Genomic DNA, 23267 nt, shown 5'->3' on the forward strand with positions numbered 1-23267 from the left:
GGAACGTAAGCGGGACAAGACTATCGACGATGAAGACCCGGTTGAAACCCCTGTCGTGCGCACCACGGGTAAAGATGCCAGCGGGGCAACTGTTATTCTGTCGTTTCCCGCAGGCTTGGTGCGCTTCAACGATGACGGGCAAAAGCGCACACATTCCGTGACCGTGCGCCTTGAGCAGCGCTTGGTTGAGGCGACCGAATGGCAAGAGGTTGAGACGTTAGAGATCAGCGCCAAGAAGGCCGAAGGGTTCTACCGTCAGCATTCTTGGACCTTTTCCAGCCGCGCGCAGTGGCAAGTCCGCGCCACGATGATGACGGACGAGACAGATGACAGCAAAAAGCAACAGCGCACCAATTGGGCCGCGCTTCAAACGCTGCGCCCTGAGTATCCGCTCAATGTCACGCGGCCTCTTGCGCTGGTGGCTTTGCGGATCAAAGCCACGCACCAGCTCAATGGCGCGTTGGATAATCTCTCCGTCCTTGCCAGCCGTGTCTGTTTGGATTGGGATGCGCCCACCGAAACATGGATCAACCGCGCCACCCAGAACCCTGCCAGCCTTTATCGCCACGTTTTGCAAGCGCCTGAGAACCCGCGTGCCGTGGCCGATGCGGAGCTGGATTTAGAGCAGATTCAAAACTGGCATGAATTTTGCGCCGCCAAAGGCCTGACCTACAATGCGGCGCTCTCATCCACGACCACTTTGCTGGGCGATGTCTTGGCCGAGATTTGCGCAGCCGGACGCGCCACGCGCAACCATGACGGTTTGCACTGGGGCGTTGTGGTGGATCAGCCAACTGAGGACGCGCTGATTGTCGATCATATCTCGCCGCGCAATGCTTGGGCCTTTTCTGGATCGCGCTCTTATGTGACCCCGCCCGATGCCTTTGTCGTGACCTTCAAAGATGCGGGCAATGACTACAAAGAAACCCAGCGCGAAATCCCATGGCCAGGCTTTGTGGGCGACATCGAAGAGGTCGAGGCGATTGCCATGCCGGGCAAGGTCTATGCGGCGGAAGTCTGGCGCGAGGCGCGGCGGCGTCAGCTGGAAATCATCCACCGCCCCGACACATTTGAGGCCACCCAAGACGGCGCGCTGCGCGTCACCACGCGGGGCGATCATGTCATGGTCAACGACTACAGCCTGTCGCGCGATCATCTGGACGCGCGCGTGTTGCAGGTTTCGGGCAATCTGCTGGTGATCGATGAGCTTGTTGGCATGGAACCGGACACAGATTACGCGGTGCGGTTTCGCCACTTTGAGGATGATGAGGACACAATCGGCACCTCCGTTGTGCGTCTGGTGCAGCACGCCAGCGATGAGGTTTCTGTTTTGACATTAATGGGCAGCGGCCCTGTGCCTGATCTGCGCGCTGTGATCCAAATCGGTCCTGCAACATTCACCGCCCATCAGCGGATCATCACTGGCATCGAACGCACGGCTGACGGATGTTCTATTTTGCGCCAAGTCGATGCCGCGCCGCAAATTGATGTCGCGCTGGACGCCACCGAGATCCCCGCGTGGTCCAGCCGCGTTGGGGCCGAGATTGACGACAATCTATTGCAGCCCTCCGCGCCGCGCTTCACATCGATTACGTCGGGGTTTGCAGGCACAGATACCGCTGATCTCATCACCTTCTTGATTGCGCCCGGTTCTGGCGCGATCTCAACCGCCTCTTATGAAATTGACCACCGTTTGAGCGGCGGAGCTTGGACCACAGTCACCCTGTCAGCAGGCTCCGGTGGTGGCCAAATTGAGGGGTATACAACGGGCGATGCGATAGAATTGCGAGCGCGTGGCGTGTCAGCCACGGGCATCTTTGGCCCCTATTCTACGGCCATCGCGATGACCGTAGGCGCGGGCGATGCGGATATTCCGACCGCACTTGATGAGGCTGCGATCACTGTGACCACGCTTTTGGGCGGCGCTTTGATTCAGATCGCGACCGGTGATGATGCGGCGACAACGGCCTTGCAAATTTACCGCTCGACATCTGCCACGTTGGACCGCGAAACGGATGCAACAGGCCAGCCTTTGGCGGTTGAGCCGCAATCGACGATTTCCACAACGCTTGGCGATACCACCCGCGAGAACCTTGTCTCAGGCGGTGCGATGACCAATGCGGCCGCGTGGGATTTGGATGCGGGCTGGGCCATTGCAGGCGGTGTCGCCACGCATACGGCGGGCTCATCGGATGCCATTAAACAGGCAATTACCGCCACGACGGGCAAGTATTATCGTTTTGGGTTCACTGTCGCGGGCACCTCAGCAGGCACACTCACGCCGCGCCTCACGGGCGGCTCGACCCGTGCGGGAACGGCCATCACAATGGACGGCACTTACAGCGACCGCATTCAAGCTGTGTCCGGCAACGACACGGTTGAGTTCTTGGCTTCCACTGACTTCGACGGATCGCTTGATAGCGTGGTGGCCTACTTGGAAACCTCAGGCTGCCTCGATCGAGGCACCCATTACATCTGGATCGAGCCGCAGAACGCGGACGGTCTGCCGGGGCCGGTGTCTGGCCCTTTTGAAATCACAATTATTTAGGAGAACGACATGGCCAATGGAGTAGGCACAAACAATCTCGACAGCGTTACTCTCTGCGATGAGGTACTTGTCAACAAAGATGGATCAACTGCGCGCCAAAAGGTCTCTGATTTGGCCGCGCAGGTTGCGGGATCAGACGCGTTTGCTGAGCAGATTACACCTTTGCAAGATCGCGCAGCGGTGCTCGAGGCGACATCTTCAGATCAAGGCACGCGCCTATCAGTGCTTGAGGATGGCACCTATGCTGAGGCCATTCCCTATGCAACATCAGCAGCAGGGATCGCCAATACGTCCGAAGGGCAGCGATTCAAAGTCGACAATGCCGACCCAAATGTGGCCTATGATGTCTATCTACACGATACAGGCAGCGTGGCTGTATTTGTCGAAAGCCAGCCCTCAGTCGCAGCTCTGACATCGAAGGCCGATCAATCGGCATTGGAACAAGAAGCAGTTGATCGCGCAACGGCAGATGATTTGAAGCTCGATAAAACCGTGCGCTCCGCTCTGTCTTTCCATTGCGCAGTGGGCGGCACAGACAACGCAATCACCCTGACGAATACAGACGTTCCAAACTTGGTAGCTGGATTGAGCTTGCGCTTCACCGCGACAGCCACAAATACAACGGCTGGTGTGACGATCCAAGTGAACGGCGGCGGAACGTATAACCTGAAATTGCAAACTGGCGGCAATCCGGGTGTAGGCGCGATCAAGTCAGGTTGGACCTATGATCTTGTCTGGTCCGGTGCGCCCTCAAACGCGTTCAAGCTTTTGAACATTGCAGATCAATATATCTCAAAGGCAAATAATTCGTCGTTGATCCCGAGCGTAGTTGGGGGCACGGCGAATGCCATTGAGGTGACGACAGACTTTGCTCGTGTCAACGGGTCCATCCTGATCTTTAGGGCTGCGGAGACCAACACGATTACAAGCCCGACGCTCAATGTAAATGGGATTGGTGCTTCTACAATTCGTCATGCGGATGGTGGGCTTTTGGCTGCAGGTGACATTGAACAAGGCCGATTGCATTTAGTGCGGTATGATGCAAGTGGCGGCAATCCTTGGGTCTTGTTGGCGTCTGGTATAACCCTTGGTGATCTGAAAGAAATCGCGGATGGCGTAGCAGCATTGGACACTCGTCTGACTATTGTTGAGGCAAATTCAGGTTCGTCTGGGGCTTTTGAAACAGAAGCCATGGAGCTGATGGAGAAGATCAACGGACCATCGTCGGGTGATGCCGATTGGGCTACAAGTGAACGAAACCCTAACAACTTCTTCACATGGTCTGAGGGTATCAGAACACAAGACGCGCCTTTGGAGCTAAAAATTCTTGGTTTGGGCTCATCCATCGACACTGGTGCTGGTGCGGATGATGGCGGGGCGTCAGCACCTTCTCGGATTTTGCGGGACTGTCTGAACGAGACGTTTGGTTACATGCGTAACGTCGAGTTCTCGGCGGAGGTAAACGCTGTTGGCGGAGAAACCGTTGATCAGTTTATGGACCAGCTAACAAACACCACTGCTGGCGACTACGATCTAATCGTCGGGTTCAACAATATGAACAGCGGCGGTATTTCCAGCAGTTCGGGTGCTGCCACTATGGAAAGTGTGTATGATGACTATATCGAACTGATTGCGGCCATTCGCGGTGTTGACCGCAACGCTATGCCGATCATCACAAATACTTTCCACCCGCACACAGACTTCCTTTCTGGTGGTGGAGACCCTCAACAATTCCCTGACGGCTATAAGTCATCTTGGCCGACCAGCAACACAACCTACAGCGCTACTCATACGCACACATTCGACGCTGCCGCTGGCACTATTGCACTGCTTGCCATCAATACTTACGGGTACACATTTGCTATTGGCGACGAGTTGACTGTTTTCTCCGGTGATGCTGCCGGTGTCTACACAATCGCGTCAATAGACTGGGCGACTGGTGTTGTAACGGTGAATGAGACAATCTCATACACTGGCACCTATTCTGTCAAAATCCAAAATACCACCGTTGACGAAGAACGTGTCATTTGGCCCGCCAACAGTGAGCGTCTGGTGAAAATGGATCGCACAGGCAGTGGCGTGAAGCATTACGGATGGCGCACTTACGATGAACAAAACTTCCGTATCGGTCAGGCATGTACTGACGCAGGGGCAATGCTCTGGGACTTGCAAGCGATGCAATACCGATACTACGACCTCGCGTGGGCCTCTGGTAACTTCACAGAAGCGACTTTGCCAAACTCTATGTTCCGAGCTGACGCGACCATCGACGGTGACGGTACTGGACTGATCCAGCACAACCATCCGAACGCTGCGTTCTATAAGTTCGCATATGGCGCGTTGGCTGCTCAATTTGCGCTGCATGTCCGTGACGGAACGCTACACAAAAACAGGGTTTTGGGGTGACGCTAATACCAACTATGCCGTGTCAGCGAAATGCTGAGTAGTGGGCTGGGTATTTAAGGCCGCTTAAAACGACACAACAAAAGCAGGCTTAACGCAACCATATTTCCCAAGTGTGAAAATATATCAAAAAAACTGCCTAGCAGCCAGCTTGAGGATGCATATCTGTAGTTTATCAGATCATCTGGTGATGAGAATGGTAAAGCCCATTACGCACATTTAAATCCTGCAAATAGTCTTAAATGGAGGAATGCTATCACTTTGCCCAACTACCATCAGAAAGTGCAAATCCACGGTTCATTGACTGTTATGGCAAATCACATTCACAGCCGAAACTTAACCAAAAACCGTGTTTTGCAGGTTGCAGGGTAAGTCAAATATGAAATTTCATTTGCATTTTCCATTAGTAAAACCCTAGAATTTTTATGTTTATCGTGGATAAATAAAGTTATTTAGAACTTACCAATGCTCTAAACTGTCTTGAGGAAAAGCCCATGTCTGAAACATATGCATTTGACCAACACCATTTGTATATTCCGGACGAATTTCATCACCTAGTAAGAAATGCAATTAACCGTGATCTACGTGTGCCAGCAGATATCATTTTAAATGACATGAACGTTGATGAACGCAATTGGAGAATGGCCGCAGCATCATTTTTCAAAGTTGTGGTTGGTCAGATGTTGGCGTTGAATCGTGCTATCAACAAGGGAAAAGTCTACATTTGTTTTGTAGCTAGTACTCAGGCAGAAGAAGAGCAAATACATCAGTTCCGCGCGCAAGCTATACAGCTTAACAAAGACGATTTTTGCATCGCGGTTTGGATAGCAGACATGAATGCTGCGTCGCTCCAAGTTAAACGGGCGCTTCTGAGCGACAACCTGCAGGAATATTGGAATTTTGAACCGCAACACAGTAGTTTGCTCGCTGGGCGGCCAGACTTCTCTGATCTTACAGAGAACATGGATTATTTGAGATTGCTATTGGAACTAGATGTAAGTGACGATCTAAAAGATCGCCTAGATTTCTCACAGATTTTGATGTTGTTTTGGCTGATTAATCATGAAGCTGGGCATATTTTACATGGCCATTTTGCCATCATTTCTCCCCAGCAAAGTACTATTGCAATGTTTGAAGAAACTGCCTCCGAAAAGACGGATAGTGATTGGGCACTGACCTTACGAACACTTGAGATGGATGCTGACGCCTTTGCTGCGGTTGCCACGCTAAGATACCTATCCGCACTCAACGCAAAGGGTGGGGCTTGGGGCCTCGCCCCCTCAAGTAGCTATGATGAGCAATTCTTTCTTTTTCTTTTAGTTGCATCCTCTATGTTGTCGCTTTCCGCGATAGAAAAGGACTTTGGTTCTGTTCAATCTAAACGGTCTCATCCGCCTTTTTACATTAGGATGAGAATGATGGCTAACACAGCCTGGAATAACCAGATGCTTCCTTTAGCCAGAACTCATGAAGATTGTGGGGACTTCTTTATCAAGTGCGAAATGGCAATGTACCATGTACAAGGGACGTCTCTAGATCAAAACGTCATACTTCAAGCGCATTTCAAGCAGCCTTTCACCATTCACGAGACACCTATGCTCCAACGGTATGCAGAACTTTACCCTATGCTTGTGGCGAATAAGAGATACGATGGATCTTTGGCCGATCCCCAATACTAGGCGCAAGCACAATCAAGTGTTTAATGCCTGATTAAAGCCCCTCACCCAAAAACGTGTTTGCTGCAACTTTGCGTGTCATTCACTGCAAGAATCCCTGTCGCGCTACACACTGCAAGAATCCGTGTCGCGCTAAATCCGTGTCGCGCTACACCCGCGCCATCGGTTCACAAATGCCAACACTATGAAAACAAAAGGAAATAAAATTAATGTAATAAACATTCACATAATGCCTTGCAAAATGATTGTTCAAACCCAATCTTAGTAATGTGAAAGGAATTTACATACTTTCAAACATACAAACATAACAAAGAAAGACACCCAATGACACATGCCGCTGATTTTGAAACTGCCCCTGCCCGCCCACTCGGTTGGTTCGCACGTGCAGAAAACTGGCTCGATGACAAAGGTAAAGGCGCCTGGATCGCGGCCATGGTGCTCGGCTTTATCTTCTTTTGGCCTGTTGGCCTCGCCCTTCTCTTTTACATGATCTGGAGCAAACGTATGTTTAACAAATCCTCTTGTGGCCCACGCAGCCACCGCCATACCCGCCACGCCGCTTTTAAATCTTCTGGCAACACAGCGTTTGACTCTTACAAAGCCGAAACGCTGCGCCGTTTGGAAGACGAGCAAGGCAGCTTTGAAGCCTTTCTTGAACGTCTGCGCGCTGCAAAAGACAAATCTGAGTTTGACCAGTTCATGAATGATCAAAGCAAAAAGGCGAGCGAGCTGGCTGAAACCGACAAAAGCGTCACTTCAGACGCGTAAGTCATAAGCTCAGCGGCAATCGGCACGGGTGTGCCCTTCTACCCAAGGCACACCCTATATCGCCCTGTCCGCGTTGCTTTTCAAACCCCGATTTAATGACACACTCCCATGACCCTTATTTTGCACGAGGCAGAAACGATGCACCACGACGACACCGCCCTTTGGGGCCTTCCCGATCCCCACAATCAGAGCGGTTTTTATGAAAACCTGCCGACAAAGCGCTTGATCGCCTTTGTAATCGACCTTGTGGTGGTTGTGGTTTTGGCCGCTTTGATCGTGCCATTTACGGCCTTTACGGGGATCTTTTTCTTTCCGTTTTTGGTGGCGGTGGTCAGCTTTGCCTACCGCGTCGTGACACTGGCCCGTGCCTCTGCCACCATAGGGATGCGAATGATGGGGATCGAATTTCGCACAGCAAAGGGCGAACGTTTTGATCTTGGCATGGCCGTTTTACACACCGGTCTTTTTACGGTTTGGTCCTCAATGGGACTGCCGCAAGTGGTCTCAGTGGTTTTGATGTTAACCACGGCCCGCAATCAAGGTCTGTCGGATGTGATCTTAGGCACGGCAGCGATCAACCGGCCGTCACAGTTTTAACCAAACCGAAACCTGTCGAATGTTAACCAAAGGGCGCAAATATGCGCCCTTTCGCGCAGTTTGCATCGCATTTGAACTCTTGCACTCTTGCAGGGGCACAGAGGTTTGGTACAATAAACCCACCCCAAAAGAACGGTCCGTTTCCCAGTTATGCGTCACTCGCTTCCACATGCTCCGCAGTTTTACGTGACCACGCCGCAGGCTTGCCCGTATCTTGATGGTCGGATGGAGCGCAAACTGTTCACGGCCTTGCAAGGCGAAGGCTCTGTTCAACTCAATGACAGCTTGTCCAAACAAGGGTTCCGCCGCTCGCAAAACGTGCTCTACCGGCCCACCTGTGTGGACTGCAATGCCTGCATGTCTGCGCGCATTCGTGTCAAAGACTTCGTACCAACCAAAAGTCAAAAACGCGCGGCCAAGAAAAACGCCTACCTCAAACGCGCAGCCACATCACCTTGGGCAACTGAGGCGCAATACGAAATGTTCCGCGAATATTTGGAAGCCCGTCATGCGGATGGTGGCATGGCCGACATGGACGTGTTCGAATTCGCCGCGATGATCGAAGAAACGCCAATCCGCACACGTTTGATCGAATATTATGCTCCTGCGACAGAGACAAACACCCGCGCTTTGGCCGCGACCTGTTTGACCGATTTACTGGATGACGGCCTATCGATGGTCTATTCATTTTACAAACCGGAATTGACCAAAGACAGCCTTGGCACCTTCGTCATTTTGGACCATATCGAAATCGCCCGCGATGCTGGCCTGCCTTACGTCTATCTGGGGTATTGGGTGCCTGGGTCGAAAAAAATGGGCTATAAAGCGCGCTTTTCAGCCCTCGAAGTCTATCGAGATGGCGCTTGGGTCAATGTCGATGATCCCGACACTTTTGAGGCACCCGCAGCAGATGAGGACACCCAACCCATCGCAGAGCAGGTCGCCAACATCAGCTTACCTAACCGCGAAGCTGATGATTTGGATATGCCATCAACGATCACTGAGTTGTAAATTTTTCACTGATCTTCAGTGATATGCCGCCCGGTTGGGCCTGTTGAAAACGGCCTGACCGATGTTTCCCCCGACCAATAGCCCCAACTGCTGGGCAAGCCCAACGGCCACGGGCACCACATCCGCACGCAATAGCAGCATCCCCATAAGCATAGCGTCTTCTGCGTCGCCCTCTGCCGCCAAACGGACAAATTGCGCGAAACTCGCCTCATCAGCGCCAATACAGCTACAGGCCCCGCCATGTGTCATTAAGGGGCGTCGTGCGTTGCGCGTTACAAACTCCATGAGAGTGGCAAAAGCTGACCGTGCAGTATCTGCACGTTCAACATCTGTCAGCGCGGCATAGTTTTCCCAAAGGTCTATTTCCCTCGCCGTTCCAAAGGCTCTGAGCGCTGTGATCAAGAACAAGGTCTGCCCATCCACGGCTTCCACACGAGAGACAGGGGCAGCGCCAGCAAGACGCGGGTCGAATTGGGTCACAGGCGACTCCTCAAGTTAATACCTTAGTATTTGTATAAGATTACAGGATGCAGATCAAAAATCAATACCTGATTATTTTAGTCAAATATAAAGTCACGCCTATAAAAAAAAGGCCCCGCAAATTGCGAGGCCTTTCTTAATACATCAGTCTAAAATCTACCGTGCCAAAAGGTTCGGAATGATCGTGACCACATCAGGGAACAACCACAACGCAGCCAGCCCAGCGACTTGGATCAACACGAACGGAATGATCCCGCGATAGATATGCCCCGTGGTGACAGAGGGTGGTGCAACACCGCGCAGGTAGAACAGCGCGAAACCAAAGGGCGGCGTCAAGAACGAGGTTTGCAAGTTCACGGCGATCATAATCGTCACCCATTTCGGGTCCATCGTGCCGCCGTAAATCACAGGTCCGACGATGGGCACAACAATGTAGATGATTTCAAGGAAATCGAGCACGAACCCCAGAACAAACAGCACAGCCATGACCAGCAAGAAGACAGTGAATTCATTGTCAAAGCTACGTAGGAATTGCTGGATGTAATGTTCGCCCCCAAAGGAAATCACCACAAGGTTCAACAGTTGCGATCCGATCAAAATGGTGAACACCATAGAGGTCACCTTGGCCGTTTCGCGCACCACAACTTTCAGCGTGCCGTCCCCAAGCAAAACGTAGCAAGAGTACAAGATGCCAAAGAAAGCAAAGTAGTAACAGCCAAGCGCAACGAGATAAGCGACCCAGTCTTCAAACGGCACATCGTCCCGCGTGATCCGCAGATCAAAGTTCGCGCCAACCAAGATCATCACAACCACAGCAAAGGCACCGCCGATGATGATCTTAGACACTTGTTGTTGATCGCGCAGCTTGCGGTAGGCGGCCAGCAACAGCGCGCCCCCTGCCCCAAGACCCGCAGCCGGTGTCGGATTGGTCACCCCACCCAAGATCGAACCAAGCACGGCCACGATCAAAATTAGCGGTGGGAAGACAACGCGGAACAATTCATTGCGTGCCAAGTTGACCACAGCCGTTTTCATACCAAACGCAATCAATGCGAACGGAATAAGATAGATCATGAACGCCGTGCCAGGTGAGGTCAGAGGGCCGACAAACAACATGTCCAGCGCCAAAACCGCAACCACGCCAACAGCGCCGACAACCAAAGGACGTGCGTCAGATGACAGGGACACGCCACGGCCAAAGCCCAATGCGATGGATAACATCACCATTACAACCAAGATGCCTTTGCCGATCAATGGCGCATCAGCAACGGCCTGTGCGGTCAAATCGAGCATTTCAGCATCTGTACGGCGCACGCTTTCTTGCGAGCTGCCACTGTTGTTAATCGCCAGTTGCTCTGCAACCGCCACGTCCCAAGCCTCTTGACCATGCAAAGTGATCATCGCCGCTTGGCAAGTCTCGTTTACATTGGTGCGCAGGCTGGCACGGTCGCCAATGTCCGTAAACTGGTTCACTTGGATGGCTTGCGATCCTGCAAGACCAAACTGGCCGGACATGATCGCCATACCAATGACAAACACAGGCATCGCGATGAACCACAAAATGCCTTCGCGACGTGTGATCGGCTCAGATGAGGCTGATTCAAAGTGAACGGGTGGCGCTTTGGACGGATTAAAAAGCGCGTAGCCAAAGGCGTAAAGCGCATAGAAGCCTGCCAGCATAACGCCCGGCAAAATCGCCGCTTGGAACAATGTCCCAACAGAAACAACCGCAGGTTTGCCCAAATAGGTCAAAGCATCCGTACAGCCAAAGGACTGCGCGCGTGCCTCTTGCGCGGCAGAATACAGATCGCCAGCAAGCGTGCCGAGCAACACGATAACGATAGAGGGCGGGATGATCTGCCCCAAAGTGCCTGACGCTGCAATCACACCGGTCGCCAATTCAGGCGAGTAGTTATGTTTAAGCATGGTCGGCAAAGACAACAGACCCATGGTCACAACCGTCGCGCCCACGATACCAGTAGAGGCCGCCAAGAACGCGCCCACGATCACAACAGACACAGCCAAACCGCCGGGCAACGGGCCAAAAACACGCGCCATTGTGGTCAGCAAATCGTTGGCAATCTTGGAACGTTCCAACACGATGCCCATCATCACGAACATCAAAACAGCCAAAAGAGTCTCGATAGATGCCCCCGCGAACACACGTTCGTTCATGCGGTTGACGATAAAGGACAGGTTGCGATCCATCGCCCGTTCCCAACCGCCTTCAAACAAGGGCTGAGCGTAGGTGGGCAGATCAGGATACCTGAAATGCGATATGTTAACAGGGTTTATCCCCGAAGCCGTCAGATCCTTATAGGCCTGCGACCCTGTGTCGATCGCCTCGTGGATCAAAATACCGGCGCTATCGAGCGCAGCGATAATACCAAAGGACAAAAGCCCCGCGCCGCCGATGGCAAAAGCCACCGGAAAGCCTGTCAAAATCCCAGCAAACAGACTGAGGAAAACGATAATGAGGCCAATTTCTACGCCATCAAGTCCGAAAATCATGAGCCGAGCCCCTTAGTGCAAAGATTGATATGTGTGGAGTAGGTCATGATCAATGCGTCCCCTCAAAGGCTTCTTCGCCTGCACCAAGCGTGTCTTTGTCCAAGTACTTCCCAGCGCTTTCTTCGCCCTCAACGAACTCAAGGAACGAGCGGTAGAAAAAGGCTATTGCTTGAACAAAGATAAGAACAAGGAAGGATAGGATCAGGATTTTAAACATGAAATATGCATTGAAGCCATCGCCGGTAAAGGACACGGTTTCCACATTCCATTTCACGATCCGCGCTTTGCGCAGCATCAGTTCCAACTTGTCAGAGGCCGATACCTTTGGCGTGATAAGGTGACGCCACAAGAAATACCATGCGTACATCCATGTCAGCACCGCCACAGGGATCATGAACATCAGCGACCCGAACATATCGATCGCGCGCTTCACACGGTGAGACACGCCCGCATACACCAAATCCACGCGCACGTGACTGCCCTGCACGAAAGCGTAGGACACACAAAGCGCCACAACGATGGCGTTCTCGAATTTGATGCTTTCAGACCACCATGTCACAGACTGGGTAAAGCCTGTCCCAAAGGGCGCGACCGAAATTTCACCGATACGGAAAATTGATTGCAAGAACACGATCATAATCTGTTGCAGCACCATCAAAAGGCCCGCCCAAGCGGCCAGTCGTCCGACCCCGTTGGTAAAGCCCTCGAACAGGCGCACCACGCCCCACAAAAAATCGCGTTTGAAAAATCCGATGATTGTGACGATGAGGAACAGATTAAAAAATACGAAAAACAGTTCGGTGGAACCGCCGTAATAAACAAAGCGCAAAAGGCTTTCTTTGTTCGACCAATCCAGCCAAAGGCTTGGATGCGAGATCGCATAGGCCATGTGCCAAAAGCCCATGCCAATACTGCTGATCAACCACCAAATCCCGCCAATGACAGCCCCGAGGACCGATGTTGCGGCGTCTTCTTGCATGTTTGAATGTCTCCTGAATCCCCAGACCTTTTTGGCATCACGCGCAGAACAAGCGCAGTGCAAAAAAGGTCATCCCAGTAAAAAAAGCCAGCCATAAAGGCCAGTCAAAAGGAATGCGCGCAAAATAGCGCACATTCCAATCATATCAAGCTGTTATTTAGCTTACTTAAGGTTAGACAAAACGCGGTCACGTTGTGATGTGTAAACACCGTCAGACCGACCAGCCCAGCCAGATGTCGCAGCCATCGCGGCTTCAGCAGAGTTGCGGATATCCGCAAACATTGTGTCGTCCATGTAACCGTCAAGCACCTCTTTAGAGCCTGCACCGTAAGCATCCCAAACATCATCAGAGAAAGACATGATTTGAGTGCCGCCAGAGATCAAACGCTCAAGCGCTGGACCGTTGTTCGCCATAAACAAAGAGTAGTTGTGCTGATGCGCATCACCAGACGCCACTTCGATCGCTTTTTGCTGCGCTGGCGTCAACTCGTTGAAAAGCTCCAAGTTGGTTGCAACTGACAAAGCTGCACCTGGCTCGTGGAAGCCCGCTGGGTAGTAGAAGTCACACACTTCTTGCAAGCCGAGTTTTTCATCAGACCAAGGACCGATCCACTCAGTGCCGTCAAGCGCGCCAGTGGACAAAGCTTGGTAGATTTCGCCACCCGCCATGGTCACAACAGATGCGCCGAGTTTCGCCAAAGCTTCGCCGCCAAGACCAGGCATACGGAATTTCAAACCCTGAAAATCAGCTGCTGATTTCATTTCTTTGCGGAACCAACCGCCACCTTGACCACCGGTTTGACCGGCGATGAAAGATTTCAAGCCAAAAATTTCGCCAAGCTCGTGGTGCATTTGCATGCCACCCATGCCGTAGTACCACACCATCATTTCTGGCGCTGTCATACCGAAAGGAACGGTTGTGAAATACGCCCATGCAGGGTGCTGACCAGTAAAGTAGTAGTCAGCGCCGTGGTACATGTCGGCTTGACCGGATGTCACCGCGTCAAATACTTCAAGACCGCCAACAAGTTCGCCTGCTGCTTTTGGCTCGATGGTCAACTGGCCATCTGTCATCTCTGTGACGGATGTTGCGAAACGCTCAACAGAATCCCAAACACCAGCAAGGCCGCGTGGCCAAGTTGTGACCATCGTCAAAGTACGTTTACCTTGAGCGTAAGCAGGTGCTGCCAATGTGGCTGCTGCGGCAGCGGATGCACCACCAAGTGCGGATGTTTTCAAAAAAGAACGACGATCCATAGAATAGTTTCCTCCCGTTAAATCTATGACAAGTTCGTAGCCCTATTTACGGCGCTACAATTACAAACACGGCGCCCATGGACGCCGAGATTCGAAACCGACCTCACGCAATAAAAGGCCAAACTCACAAAAACGATACCTTTCCTTACCAACTGGATAAATACCCAAGTCTACGTAGACCTGCTGGTTTTGTCGGCTTTTTCGGACAAATCGCATATATTTTGTGTCATAGACAAACGTCTTCTTCACATGCATTGACGGCAAAGCGCTTGCGCCTATCCTGCGATTCGACCAGATAAGGCCCCACTGATGTTAAAACGCCTGACGCCCCTGTTACCTTTGAGCTATGCGCAAAAGCTGTTTTTGCTGGCCACGATACCGCTTTTACTCGCGGTCGGGGCCATTTCTGTGCTGGTCGCACATCAGGCGCGTGAAATGGCAGAACGCGAAATATCAGAGCTAGAAAACCAACTGGTTTCGGCAAAACAAGAAGAATTGCAAAACTACCTGCAACTGGCGCGCGCCTCGATTACAACCGAATACAACCCTGCTGGCCCCAATGACACAGAGGCCAAACTGAAGGTGACGCAGATTCTCTCGGCGATGACCTTTGGACGCGAGGGCTATTTCTTTGTCTTCGATTACGATGGCACCAACCTTGTGGCCCCTCGGCGCACCGACCTGATCACACGCAATTGGGCGGGCCTGACCGATAGCCAAGGCACACCAATTGTCGACGAGTTGATCCGTTTGGCGCGCAACGGCGGCGGTCATCATTCTTATATGTTCACCAAGCCCTCAACGGGTAAAGAGGCGCAAATGATGGCCTATGTGATCGGCCTGCAAGATTGGCAGTGGGCGATTGGCACGGGGGTTTTCGTCGATGATGTGCTTGATTCCGTGGCGGCTGCGCGGGCCGAAGTCGAACAACGTGTGCAAAAGACGTTCTTATATATTGGCGCCATTGCTTTGACGGCTGTTTTACTGGTGTTTTTATCTGGTATTTTCATCACCGTGCGCGAACGCAGATTGGCCGACGCCAAGCTCAAAGAATTAACTCAGCGCATTTTTGACACCCAAGAAGAAGAGCGCATTCGCGTGGCCCGCGAACTTCATGACGGGATTTCGCAGATTTTGATCGGGGCGCGGTTTGCCATGGATTTGGCTTGGCGCAGGCTGCAAAAAGGCGATACGCGCGCCAAAGAAAGTTTGGAAAAAAGCGTTGATATGCTAGGCGGCGCTATTTCTGAGGTGCGGCGCATCTCGCGCGATTTACGCCCTGGCGTGCTGGACGATCTGGGGCTTGGCTCGGCGCTCAAATCCGTTGCCGAAGAATTCGAGAGCCGCACAGGTATCACGACCTCATTGGAAACCGTGGTGTTTCGCAATCGCCTGGACGAAGAGGCCAAAACCGCCCTCTTTCGCATCGCCCAAGAAGCCCTCACCAATATCGAACGTCATTCTGGGGCGACGGAAGTGCATATCAGCGTACGCGGACACAGGACAGGTGCGACGATGATTGTGCGCGACAACGGAAGCGGGATTGACATTGCAAATGGCAAAAAGGGTCTTGGTATCGGATTGCGCAATATGCAAGAGCGCATGGAACATCTGGACGGCACATTGACCATCACCCAACTGTCCCCTGGAACATTGATTGACGCCACCGTGCCACTCAAGCATATCTTGCCCCCCGCAAAGCCAGTAAAACGCAGCCCAAAAGTCACCTTGAAGGGGGACAATAATGACAAGTAACGCCCCCACCCGCGTGCTGATCGTGGATGATCACCCTATGGTGGCCGAAGGCATCTGTGCCTTGCTGGAAACATTTGATGATATTGAAGTTGTTGGCACTTTGACCAATGGGGTCGAGGCTGTGGAACATGCGCTAAACCTATCGCCAGATGTGATTTTACTTGACCTCAATATGCCGCAAATGGGCGGACTGACGGCGACAGAGATTTTGCTGGAACAACGCCCCGACACGCGCATTTTGATTCTCACGATGCATGACAGCCCCGAATATATCTCGGCAGCGCTCAATCATGGGGCTGTTGGCTATGTGCTTAAAGACGTGCCAACAGAAGATTTAAAAGACGCAATTGACGCGGTGATGGCAGGCAAAACCTATCTGTGCAGCGGCGCGCGGCGGGCAATTGATCCCAAAATCCAAGACGGTCGCGAACCGTTGACGGAGCGCGAACAAACCGTGCTGCTGGAATTGGCACAAGGCAAGTCCAACAAAGACGTGGCCTGCGCACTGGATATTTCGGTCAGAACGGTCGAAACGCACCGCAAGAACATCAAACGCAAACTAGGCATTTCATCGACCGCAGGCCTGACGCGCTACGCGATGGAGCATGGTGTTTTGCAAGGCTCAGGACGCTTTTAGAACCGACCAGTCGGGCTTATTCCTACGCCAACCTCCCTGCCCGCTAACCCAGCCTTAAATGAAAAAGGGTGCAGCCGAAGCCACACCCAAATCATGCTAAAAAGGTCTTGGGTCTTAAACCATCGTGGCCTTTAACCGATTGTTGCGCCATCTTTGCGCCAGAAGGCCACAACAGATGAACGTGGCTTGTCGCCGTCCCCCATGTCAGGCCATGTGCCTGCAGGGTGTTGCACACCGACAAAACCGGTCTTTTTATCAGCAGACCAGCAAAGCCCTGTGACTTCTGCACCATAAGGCACCGTCATAAAGCGTGCGATTTCGCCGGTTTCAGGATCGCCAACCAACATCTGATTGTTGCCCATGCCTTCAAATTCGCCTTCGTTGCTGTAATCGCCGTCTGTTTGGATCCACAACATCCCATCAGAAGAAAACGCCATACCGTCTGGCGAATTGAACATGTTGCCAGCGTTGACGTTCTCAGACCCAGCGTAGGTGTTGTCGTAAACGTCTGGGTTTCCTGCCATCACATAAAGATCCCATGTGAACGTGTCAGAGGCGTGGTTTTCATCGCTTGGCGTCCAGCGCACGATTTGACCGTAGTTGTTGGTATCGCGCGGGTTGGCTGCGTTGGCAGACATATCGTCACCACCTGCGTTTGGTTTTACGCCGCGGTCTTTGTTGTTGGTCAATGCGCAATAGGCTTCGACTTTCAGCGGATTGGCAGCCACCCATTCAGGGCGATCCATAGTAGTGGCCTGCGCGGCAGAGGCTGCCATACGAGTGAAACACAAGATTTCATCAGCTGACATGCCTGTGGCTTCAGGTGTCAAAGCCACCCATTCGCCGGTTTGGTCATCGTTAAAGCGGGCCGCATAAAGCATACCATCGTCCAAGATACCTTCGGGTGATGTGCCCTCGACCCATGTGTTTGTGGACACATATTTGTACAAGAACTCACCACGCTCGTCGTCCCCCATGTAGACAACCACACGACCGTCAGATGCGTGGACCATTTCAGCATTCTCATGCTTAAAGCGGCCCAAAGCGGTGCGCTTGACCGGCATGGATGTTGGGTCGGCTGGGTTGATCTCGGTGACAAACCCGTGGCGGTTTGGCTCATTGGGCTCTTGTGTCAGATCGAAACGCGGGTCGAACGTCTCGTAGGCGTAGCGACCTTCGCCACCGATGCCATAACGCGATTCACCCATTGTCGTGGCGTGCTCGCCTGTTGCACCGAAGTACCCGTTAAAGTTTTCTTCGCAGGTCAAATAGGTGTTCCAAAGCGTTTTGCCAGACCCACAATTGTTCATGGTGCCTTTGACAGTCATGCCCTCAGGATCGGCATTGGTTTTAACCAAGTCAGATCCAGCCAGCGGTCCCGCCATCTTCATTTCTGTCTCATGCGTGATGCGGCGGTTGTACTTGGAATCGACGACAACTTCGAAGCCATTGCCATGATCTGCCACTTCCATCACGGTCACACCCTGAAGGTTTTTCAACAGTGTCACTTCATCTGCGTTGCGCGGCGTGCCTTCAGATTCTGATGGCAAGTTGATTTTCGGGTTTACGTATTCAGAGTTCACAGTGATCAGCGTCGCGCCATCCACCTCGTAAAGCTCCATACCGTCTGTGTTTTCGCCAAACACTTTATCGGACATCTCGACAGAGACGCCCGTTTGAGCGGAATATGCACCTTTGGCCTCAGACCACAAAGCATCCCCCCAACGCACAAGCACCTTTGTCTCATACCCACTCGGAACATGCACCAAGTCATCTGTTGCGATGTCGATCGGTTTGAAGGCGAATTTGGCATGGTTGTGCGCCGATGCGGCCGTCGTGCTTGAGAAAAGCCCAGAGCCGAAAACAGCTGCGCCGGAACCGAACGCCAAAGCGCCGCCCAAGAAACCGCGGCGCGACACGGCGCGCGCGACAACGGCGTCAAAACCATTATTGTCTGCACGTGGGTCGCGCAACTCGTCAAACTCATCCCAAGACAGGTCAGTAATATCGGTCTTTTTCATGGCTTATTCTCTTTTGCTATCCAAGACAGGTCTACGCACTCGCGCAAACATCGCTGTTTACTTGCCTGTCCTGCGTGACGCGCCTGTGACGGCTGTGAAACAAAGATATGAAATGCTCAGACAAAGAGGATGAACGCGAAAATCAGCCCAAGTGACCGCAGTTTCACTGAGACCGACCAGACAATCATTGATAGCACCCCACCAAAAATTGCGAATAAACCCAAAAACTGACAATTTGCGCAATATTATTTCAAAAATTCACCCCTAAATACACCTTTTCTGCGCATTTCGCGGTTGACGCCTTGGAAAAGGCCTCCTAATGTCAGCTAAAGTCAATTTGGAGTGAGTAAGATGGACAATCTTCTTCTAGTCGTCGTGGGAAGTATGCGCATGGGCCGGTAACGGTTGACCATATCGGTTCCCATGCGCCCCCGAATTTCGGGGGTTTTTTTATGGGATGCCTTTGGGGTTTATCTGGGTTTAATCTGGGCGCTTGATGCCTTAGACCCGCTTTCAACCCATACACATACGGGCACGATCCCAGCCCCACAGACCAGACACTTTATTGACGATGACAAACAACTAAGAATAACGCACGCAACGTTAAGACGCGGAATACGGAGAATACGATGACACGGCAAATGACCGGAGCGGAAATGGTAGTTCAAGCCCTGAGAGATCAGGGTGTGGACACAATCTTTGGCTATCCCGGGGGCGCTGTGCTTCCGGTATACGATGCTATTTTTCAGCAAAACGACATCAAACACGTACTTGTACGCCACGAACAAGCAGCGATTCATGCCGCCGAAGGCTATGCACGTTCCACTGGTAAAGTTGGCGTTGCGCTGGTGACATCTGGTCCTGGTGCCACAAATGCTGTGACCGGTTTGACGGACGCCTTGCTCGACTCCATTCCTTTGGTGGTTTTCTCAGGTCAGGTGCCTACTTTTATGATCGGCACCGACGGTTTCCAAGAGGCCGATACCGTGGGCATCACGCGTCCTTGCACCAAACACAACTGGTTGGTGAAAGACACGGATGCTTTGTCTGACACCATTCACCAAGCATTTCATGTAGCCACCTCAGGTCGCCCTGGTCCGGTTTTGATCGACCTGCCAAAAGACGTGCAGTTCGCGGATGGCGCTTATGTCAGCCCCGCCAAGGCCCGCGTCAATCATTACCAGCCTAAGAAAAAGGCCCCCATCGAAGATATCAACGATCTGGTTGCGATGATCGAGAAAGCCGAGCGCCCTGTATTTTATACCGGTGGCGGTGTGGTCAACTCTGGTCCGGCAGCTTCACAATTGCTGCGCGAACTTGTTGAGGCGACAGGCTTTCCGATCACATCGACACTGATGGGTCTTGGCTGTTATCCTGCCTCTGGCAAACATTGGCTGGGCATGCTGGGCATGCACGGACTGTATGAAGCCAACATGGCGATGCACGACTGTGATCTGATGATCAATATCGGAGCGCGCTTTGATGACCGCATCACCGGTCGTTTGGACGCCTTTTCGCCGAATTCGAAAAAAATCCACGTTGATATCGATCCTTCATCTTTGAACAAGGTGATCCAAGTGGACCTGCCAATCCTTGGCGATGTGGCCCATGTTTTGGAAGACGCGCTTAAAGTGTGGAAATCACGCGGACGCAAAACACAAAACATCGGCAAATGGACCAAACAGATTAATGAATGGCGCGAAGTGCGTTGCCTGTCTTACACGCAAACCGGTTCAATCATTAAGCCGCAATATGCGTTGCAACGTCTTGAAGAGCTGACCAAAGGCATGGACCGCTACATCACCACAGAAGTGGGCCAGCACCAAATGTGGGCGGCGCAATATTTGAACTTTGAAGACCCTAATCGTTGGATGACATCTGGTGGCTTGGGCACGATGGGCTATGGCTTCCCTGCCTCCATCGGCGTTCAAATGGCGCATCCTGACAGCCTTGTGATCAATGTCGCTGGCGAAGCCTCTTGGTTGATGAACATGCAAGAAATGGGCACGGCGATGCAATACAACCTGCCCGTGAAACAATTCATCATGAACAATGAACGTCTGGGCATGGTCCGCCAGTGGCAAGAACTGCTGCACGGCGAGCGTTATTCCAACTCTTGGTCTGAAAGCCTGCCTGATTTCGTAAAATTGGCCGAAGCCTTTGGCGCCAAAGGTATTCAAGTGTCTGATGTTAAAGATTTGGACGACGCGTTGATGGAAATGATCAAATATGACGGTCCGGTGATTATGGATTGTTTGGTCGAAAAACATGAAAACTGTTTCCCGATGATCCCATCAGGTAAGCCACACAACGAAATGCTGCTCGGCGATGCCTCCACTGCGGATGCGATCAAATCCGACGGCGCGGTTTTGGTTTGATGATGGCCCTGCCCCGTATCACTTTGGCTGCCGCCCTCGCGACACTCACTCTAACAGGCTGCATGTCGTCTGGAGAGCCTGTCGAAGTGACGCGTGGCGGATTTACATTTCAGGTCACGCAGGACGGCACAACAGCCGTTGCCCGCAATTACCACACTGGACGGCTCAACTTTGCAGTGCTCGAAGAGAGCGCACGCGCGGCCATAGAATCCGCGTCGGGCTGCGCCGTCCGCACCCTCACCAAACGCGGTGAGATCAACATATTTGACGCCACACTAAATTGTGCTGGGTAAGGGAGACGCAACATGTCTGCACTTCATATCAAAAAGGGCTCTACAAGCCATTCCGCCTATGACCTACGTGATCCAAACGGCGAGATCATCGAGAAACACACCTTGGCCGTTTTGGTTGAAAACGAACCGGGTGTTTTAGCGCGTGTGATCGGTCTGTTTTCGGGCCGTGGATACAATATCGAAAGCCTTACTGTGGCCGAAGTCGACCAAGCAGGTCATCGCTCGCGCATCACCATCGTCACCACAGGTACACCCAACGTGATCGTGCAAATCAAAGCCCAATTGGGCCGTATCGTGCCCGTGCATGAAGTACATGATTTGACTGTCGAGGGTGCATCTGTTGAACGTGAACTGGCCTTATTCAAAGTCAGCGGCACCGGCGACAAGCGGATCGAAGCACTGCGTTTGGCGGAAATTTTTCGGGCAAATGTGGTCGACAGCACCTTGTCGAGCTTTGTGTTTGAAATGACGGGCACTTCTGAGAAAATCGATGCCTTTGCGGATTTGATGCGCCCATTGGGCTTAATCGAGATCGCGCGCACGGGTGTGGCTGCCCTCGGACGCGGCGGCAATGCATAAAGTCACGCCATCTCTAAAAGCGTAAAAGCACACGAAAAGGGCGCACATCTCACAGGTGTTGCGCCCTTTGTCTGACCTTCAAGCGTAAACTTTAAACATCAGTTTACGTAAAATACCCCTGCACGATGGGCTTCATATCCGTGATATGTTTATACCCAATTTGACGCCGCGCCGCGATCATCGCGGCACGCGTAGGCGTAAGCCGCTCCAGCAAAATGAGATCTGAAATCTGCCCCAAATGCCCAAATCGCAATGTGTTCATGCATTCGCCCGTATATATGTCCGTATTGCCCATATAGCTGTATTCCATGAAGGCGAATTGCCGAAGCCCCGTACCTTGGGTCCTGAGCGCAAAAGAAACACCCGTAGGATGTTGATACATTTCGCCGATGCGACGGCGGTCTTTGAGACGCACAGACAAACCTAAAGCCTGCGCAATATTACGCGGCATGATCGACGTCATACCAATTTTGCCATCGGGTCGCACGACGCTAGTGGCCAAATTGACTGACAGATAGTCTTTTTTGAGAAAAGACCGCCAATACAGCAAGCAAGGTCCAAGTGGCATCCTCGTGACATCTATGGCAGGTGCAGCCACTTTACGGTTCAGTCCGCCGTGGCCATAGCCATCGACATGTAACGGACCTCCGGCCGCCCCGCCCCTATCAAATTCCGCTTTCAAGGGTTCAAGCAATATCCGAGCATCGACACCGAAATACCGACAAATTTGATCCAGTACATCTGGGCGCGGAAAGGCTTCCCCCTGCAAATACCTATTAAACTGAGTCCGATTTATCCCAAGATCGCGACAGAGCTCCGCAATCGATGGCGCGCTGGCACTGAGCTGACGCAGGTTTGTTCCAAATACTGCACGCAGCTGCACAGGATCGGCACGCGGACCTGATGTTTTCGCACGTTTTCTATGTGTGTCGTCAGGCATACCATGCCTCCACTATCCAAACGTATTCCGGACCGCGAACAGATACCGGTCATGGATTTTTGGGGCTAAAAAAGTCTGTTTCCTCAAGGTTAACCTAAGGTAATATCGACAATAATCAAGAATGACACACAAAATAGGTCAATTTGACGCTCATCAGCGTCATGTGTCGTAGCGGAAAGACACATTTTAGGGCATTTAATGACCCGCTCACACATGAGAATTTCGTTGAAACAAAATATTGAGTGACCTCTTTGGTTTAGCGTATTGGAACACAGTGAATGTATGGATTGATACTTTGGTATGACTCTGAAAAGAAAAAAGCCATAGTCTGGTGTGACGATAGCCAAAAGCTGGCGTATGCGTCTGCAACAGACATAGATATCAATGATGCACAGAGGCTTGAGGTTGGCGATTTGGTCAGCTTCAAAATGATA

At 52.1% G+C, this 23267-nt stretch carries 17 protein-coding genes; 11 read left to right on the forward strand and 6 right to left on the reverse strand.

Features of this window, described 5'->3' with window-relative positions:
- The 6 genes from gpJ to KO503_RS08890 all read left to right on the forward strand — a co-directional run.
- On the forward strand, positions 1-2548 hold a 2548-nt coding region (gpJ, locus tag KO503_RS08865), incomplete at its 5' end, for a TipJ family phage tail tip protein (RefSeq protein WP_215991199.1).
- 9 nt (positions 2549-2557) lie between these two features.
- A complete protein-coding gene (locus KO503_RS08870) occupies positions 2558-4954 on the forward strand; it encodes a hypothetical protein (protein ID WP_215991200.1) in 2397 nt (798 codons plus the stop codon).
- Between the two features lie 491 nt (positions 4955-5445).
- Entirely contained in the window at positions 5446-6630 is a 1185-nt protein-coding gene (locus KO503_RS08875; RefSeq protein WP_215991201.1) for a hypothetical protein, read from the forward strand.
- A gap of 321 nt (positions 6631-6951) precedes the next feature.
- Positions 6952-7395: a DUF2852 domain-containing protein gene (locus KO503_RS08880; RefSeq protein WP_215991202.1), complete on the forward strand. Its 444-nt coding sequence runs from the start codon at positions 6952-6954 to the stop codon at positions 7393-7395.
- A gap of 108 nt (positions 7396-7503) precedes the next feature.
- Complete coding sequence (locus KO503_RS08885; RefSeq protein ID WP_252731015.1) at positions 7504-7992, forward strand: RDD family protein; 489 nt, start codon at positions 7504-7506, stop codon at positions 7990-7992.
- A 150-nt stretch (positions 7993-8142) separates the two neighbouring features.
- Positions 8143-9003, forward strand: coding sequence for an arginyltransferase (locus tag KO503_RS08890; RefSeq protein ID WP_215991203.1), 861 nt, complete (start codon positions 8143-8145; stop codon positions 9001-9003).
- A gap of 15 nt (positions 9004-9018) precedes the next feature.
- On the opposite strand, the gene KO503_RS08895 is transcribed toward KO503_RS08890, so the two are convergent.
- The 4 genes from KO503_RS08895 to KO503_RS08910 form a co-directional block, all read right to left on the reverse strand.
- The gene (locus tag KO503_RS08895) at positions 9019-9483 is read right to left on the reverse strand and encodes a hypothetical protein (protein WP_215991204.1); all 465 of its coding nucleotides are present in this window, start codon (positions 9481-9483) and stop codon (positions 9019-9021) included.
- Between the two features lie 156 nt (positions 9484-9639).
- Entirely contained in the window at positions 9640-11994 is a 2355-nt protein-coding gene (locus tag KO503_RS08900) for a TRAP transporter large permease (protein ID WP_215991205.1), read from the reverse strand.
- Between the two features lie 49 nt (positions 11995-12043).
- Positions 12044-12973 carry a TRAP transporter small permease subunit gene (locus KO503_RS08905; protein ID WP_215991206.1) on the reverse strand — a complete coding sequence of 310 codons (930 nt, stop codon included), beginning with the start codon at positions 12971-12973 and terminating at the stop codon, positions 12044-12046.
- A gap of 162 nt (positions 12974-13135) precedes the next feature.
- The gene (locus KO503_RS08910; protein ID WP_215991207.1) at positions 13136-14230 is read right to left on the reverse strand and encodes a TRAP transporter substrate-binding protein; all 1095 of its coding nucleotides are present in this window, start codon (positions 14228-14230) and stop codon (positions 13136-13138) included.
- A 309-nt stretch (positions 14231-14539) separates the two neighbouring features.
- Here KO503_RS08910 and KO503_RS08915 point away from each other — a divergent pair, with 309 nt between their 5' ends.
- Positions 14540-15985 carry a cache domain-containing protein gene (locus KO503_RS08915; RefSeq protein ID WP_215991208.1) on the forward strand — a complete coding sequence of 482 codons (1446 nt, stop codon included), beginning with the start codon at positions 14540-14542 and terminating at the stop codon, positions 15983-15985.
- Complete coding sequence (locus KO503_RS08920) at positions 15975-16622, forward strand: response regulator (protein ID WP_215991209.1); 648 nt, start codon at positions 15975-15977, stop codon at positions 16620-16622. Before KO503_RS08915 ends, KO503_RS08920 begins: the two co-directional genes overlap by 11 nt.
- Before the next feature lie 131 nt (positions 16623-16753).
- Here KO503_RS08920 and KO503_RS08925 read toward each other — a convergent pair whose 3' ends face one another.
- Positions 16754-18643, reverse strand: a complete 1890-nt coding sequence (locus KO503_RS08925; RefSeq protein ID WP_215991210.1) for a PhoX family protein — start codon at positions 18641-18643, stop codon at positions 16754-16756.
- 629 nt (positions 18644-19272) lie between these two features.
- Between KO503_RS08925 and KO503_RS08930 the strand changes: the two genes are divergently transcribed.
- From KO503_RS08930 to ilvN, 3 genes are read left to right on the forward strand one after another with little or no spacing between them, the layout of a single operon-like run.
- Positions 19273-21021 carry an acetolactate synthase 3 large subunit gene (locus KO503_RS08930; protein WP_215991211.1) on the forward strand — a complete coding sequence of 583 codons (1749 nt, stop codon included), beginning with the start codon at positions 19273-19275 and terminating at the stop codon, positions 21019-21021.
- Positions 21022-21023: 2 nt separating this feature from the next.
- Positions 21024-21314: a hypothetical protein gene (locus KO503_RS08935; protein ID WP_215991212.1), complete on the forward strand. Its 291-nt coding sequence runs from the start codon at positions 21024-21026 to the stop codon at positions 21312-21314.
- Positions 21315-21326: 12 nt separating this feature from the next.
- Positions 21327-21893: an acetolactate synthase small subunit gene (gene ilvN, locus KO503_RS08940; protein WP_215991213.1), complete on the forward strand. Its 567-nt coding sequence runs from the start codon at positions 21327-21329 to the stop codon at positions 21891-21893.
- A 103-nt stretch (positions 21894-21996) separates the two neighbouring features.
- On the opposite strand, the gene KO503_RS08945 is transcribed toward ilvN, so the two are convergent.
- Positions 21997-22833, reverse strand: coding sequence for a helix-turn-helix domain-containing protein (locus KO503_RS08945; RefSeq protein WP_215991214.1), 837 nt, complete (start codon positions 22831-22833; stop codon positions 21997-21999).
- Between the last annotated feature and the right edge of the window lie 434 nt (positions 22834-23267).

This window comes from Pacificibacter marinus, assembly GCF_018860505.1.
Taxonomy (GTDB): Bacteria; Pseudomonadota; Alphaproteobacteria; order Rhodobacterales; family Rhodobacteraceae; genus Celeribacter; species Celeribacter marinus_B.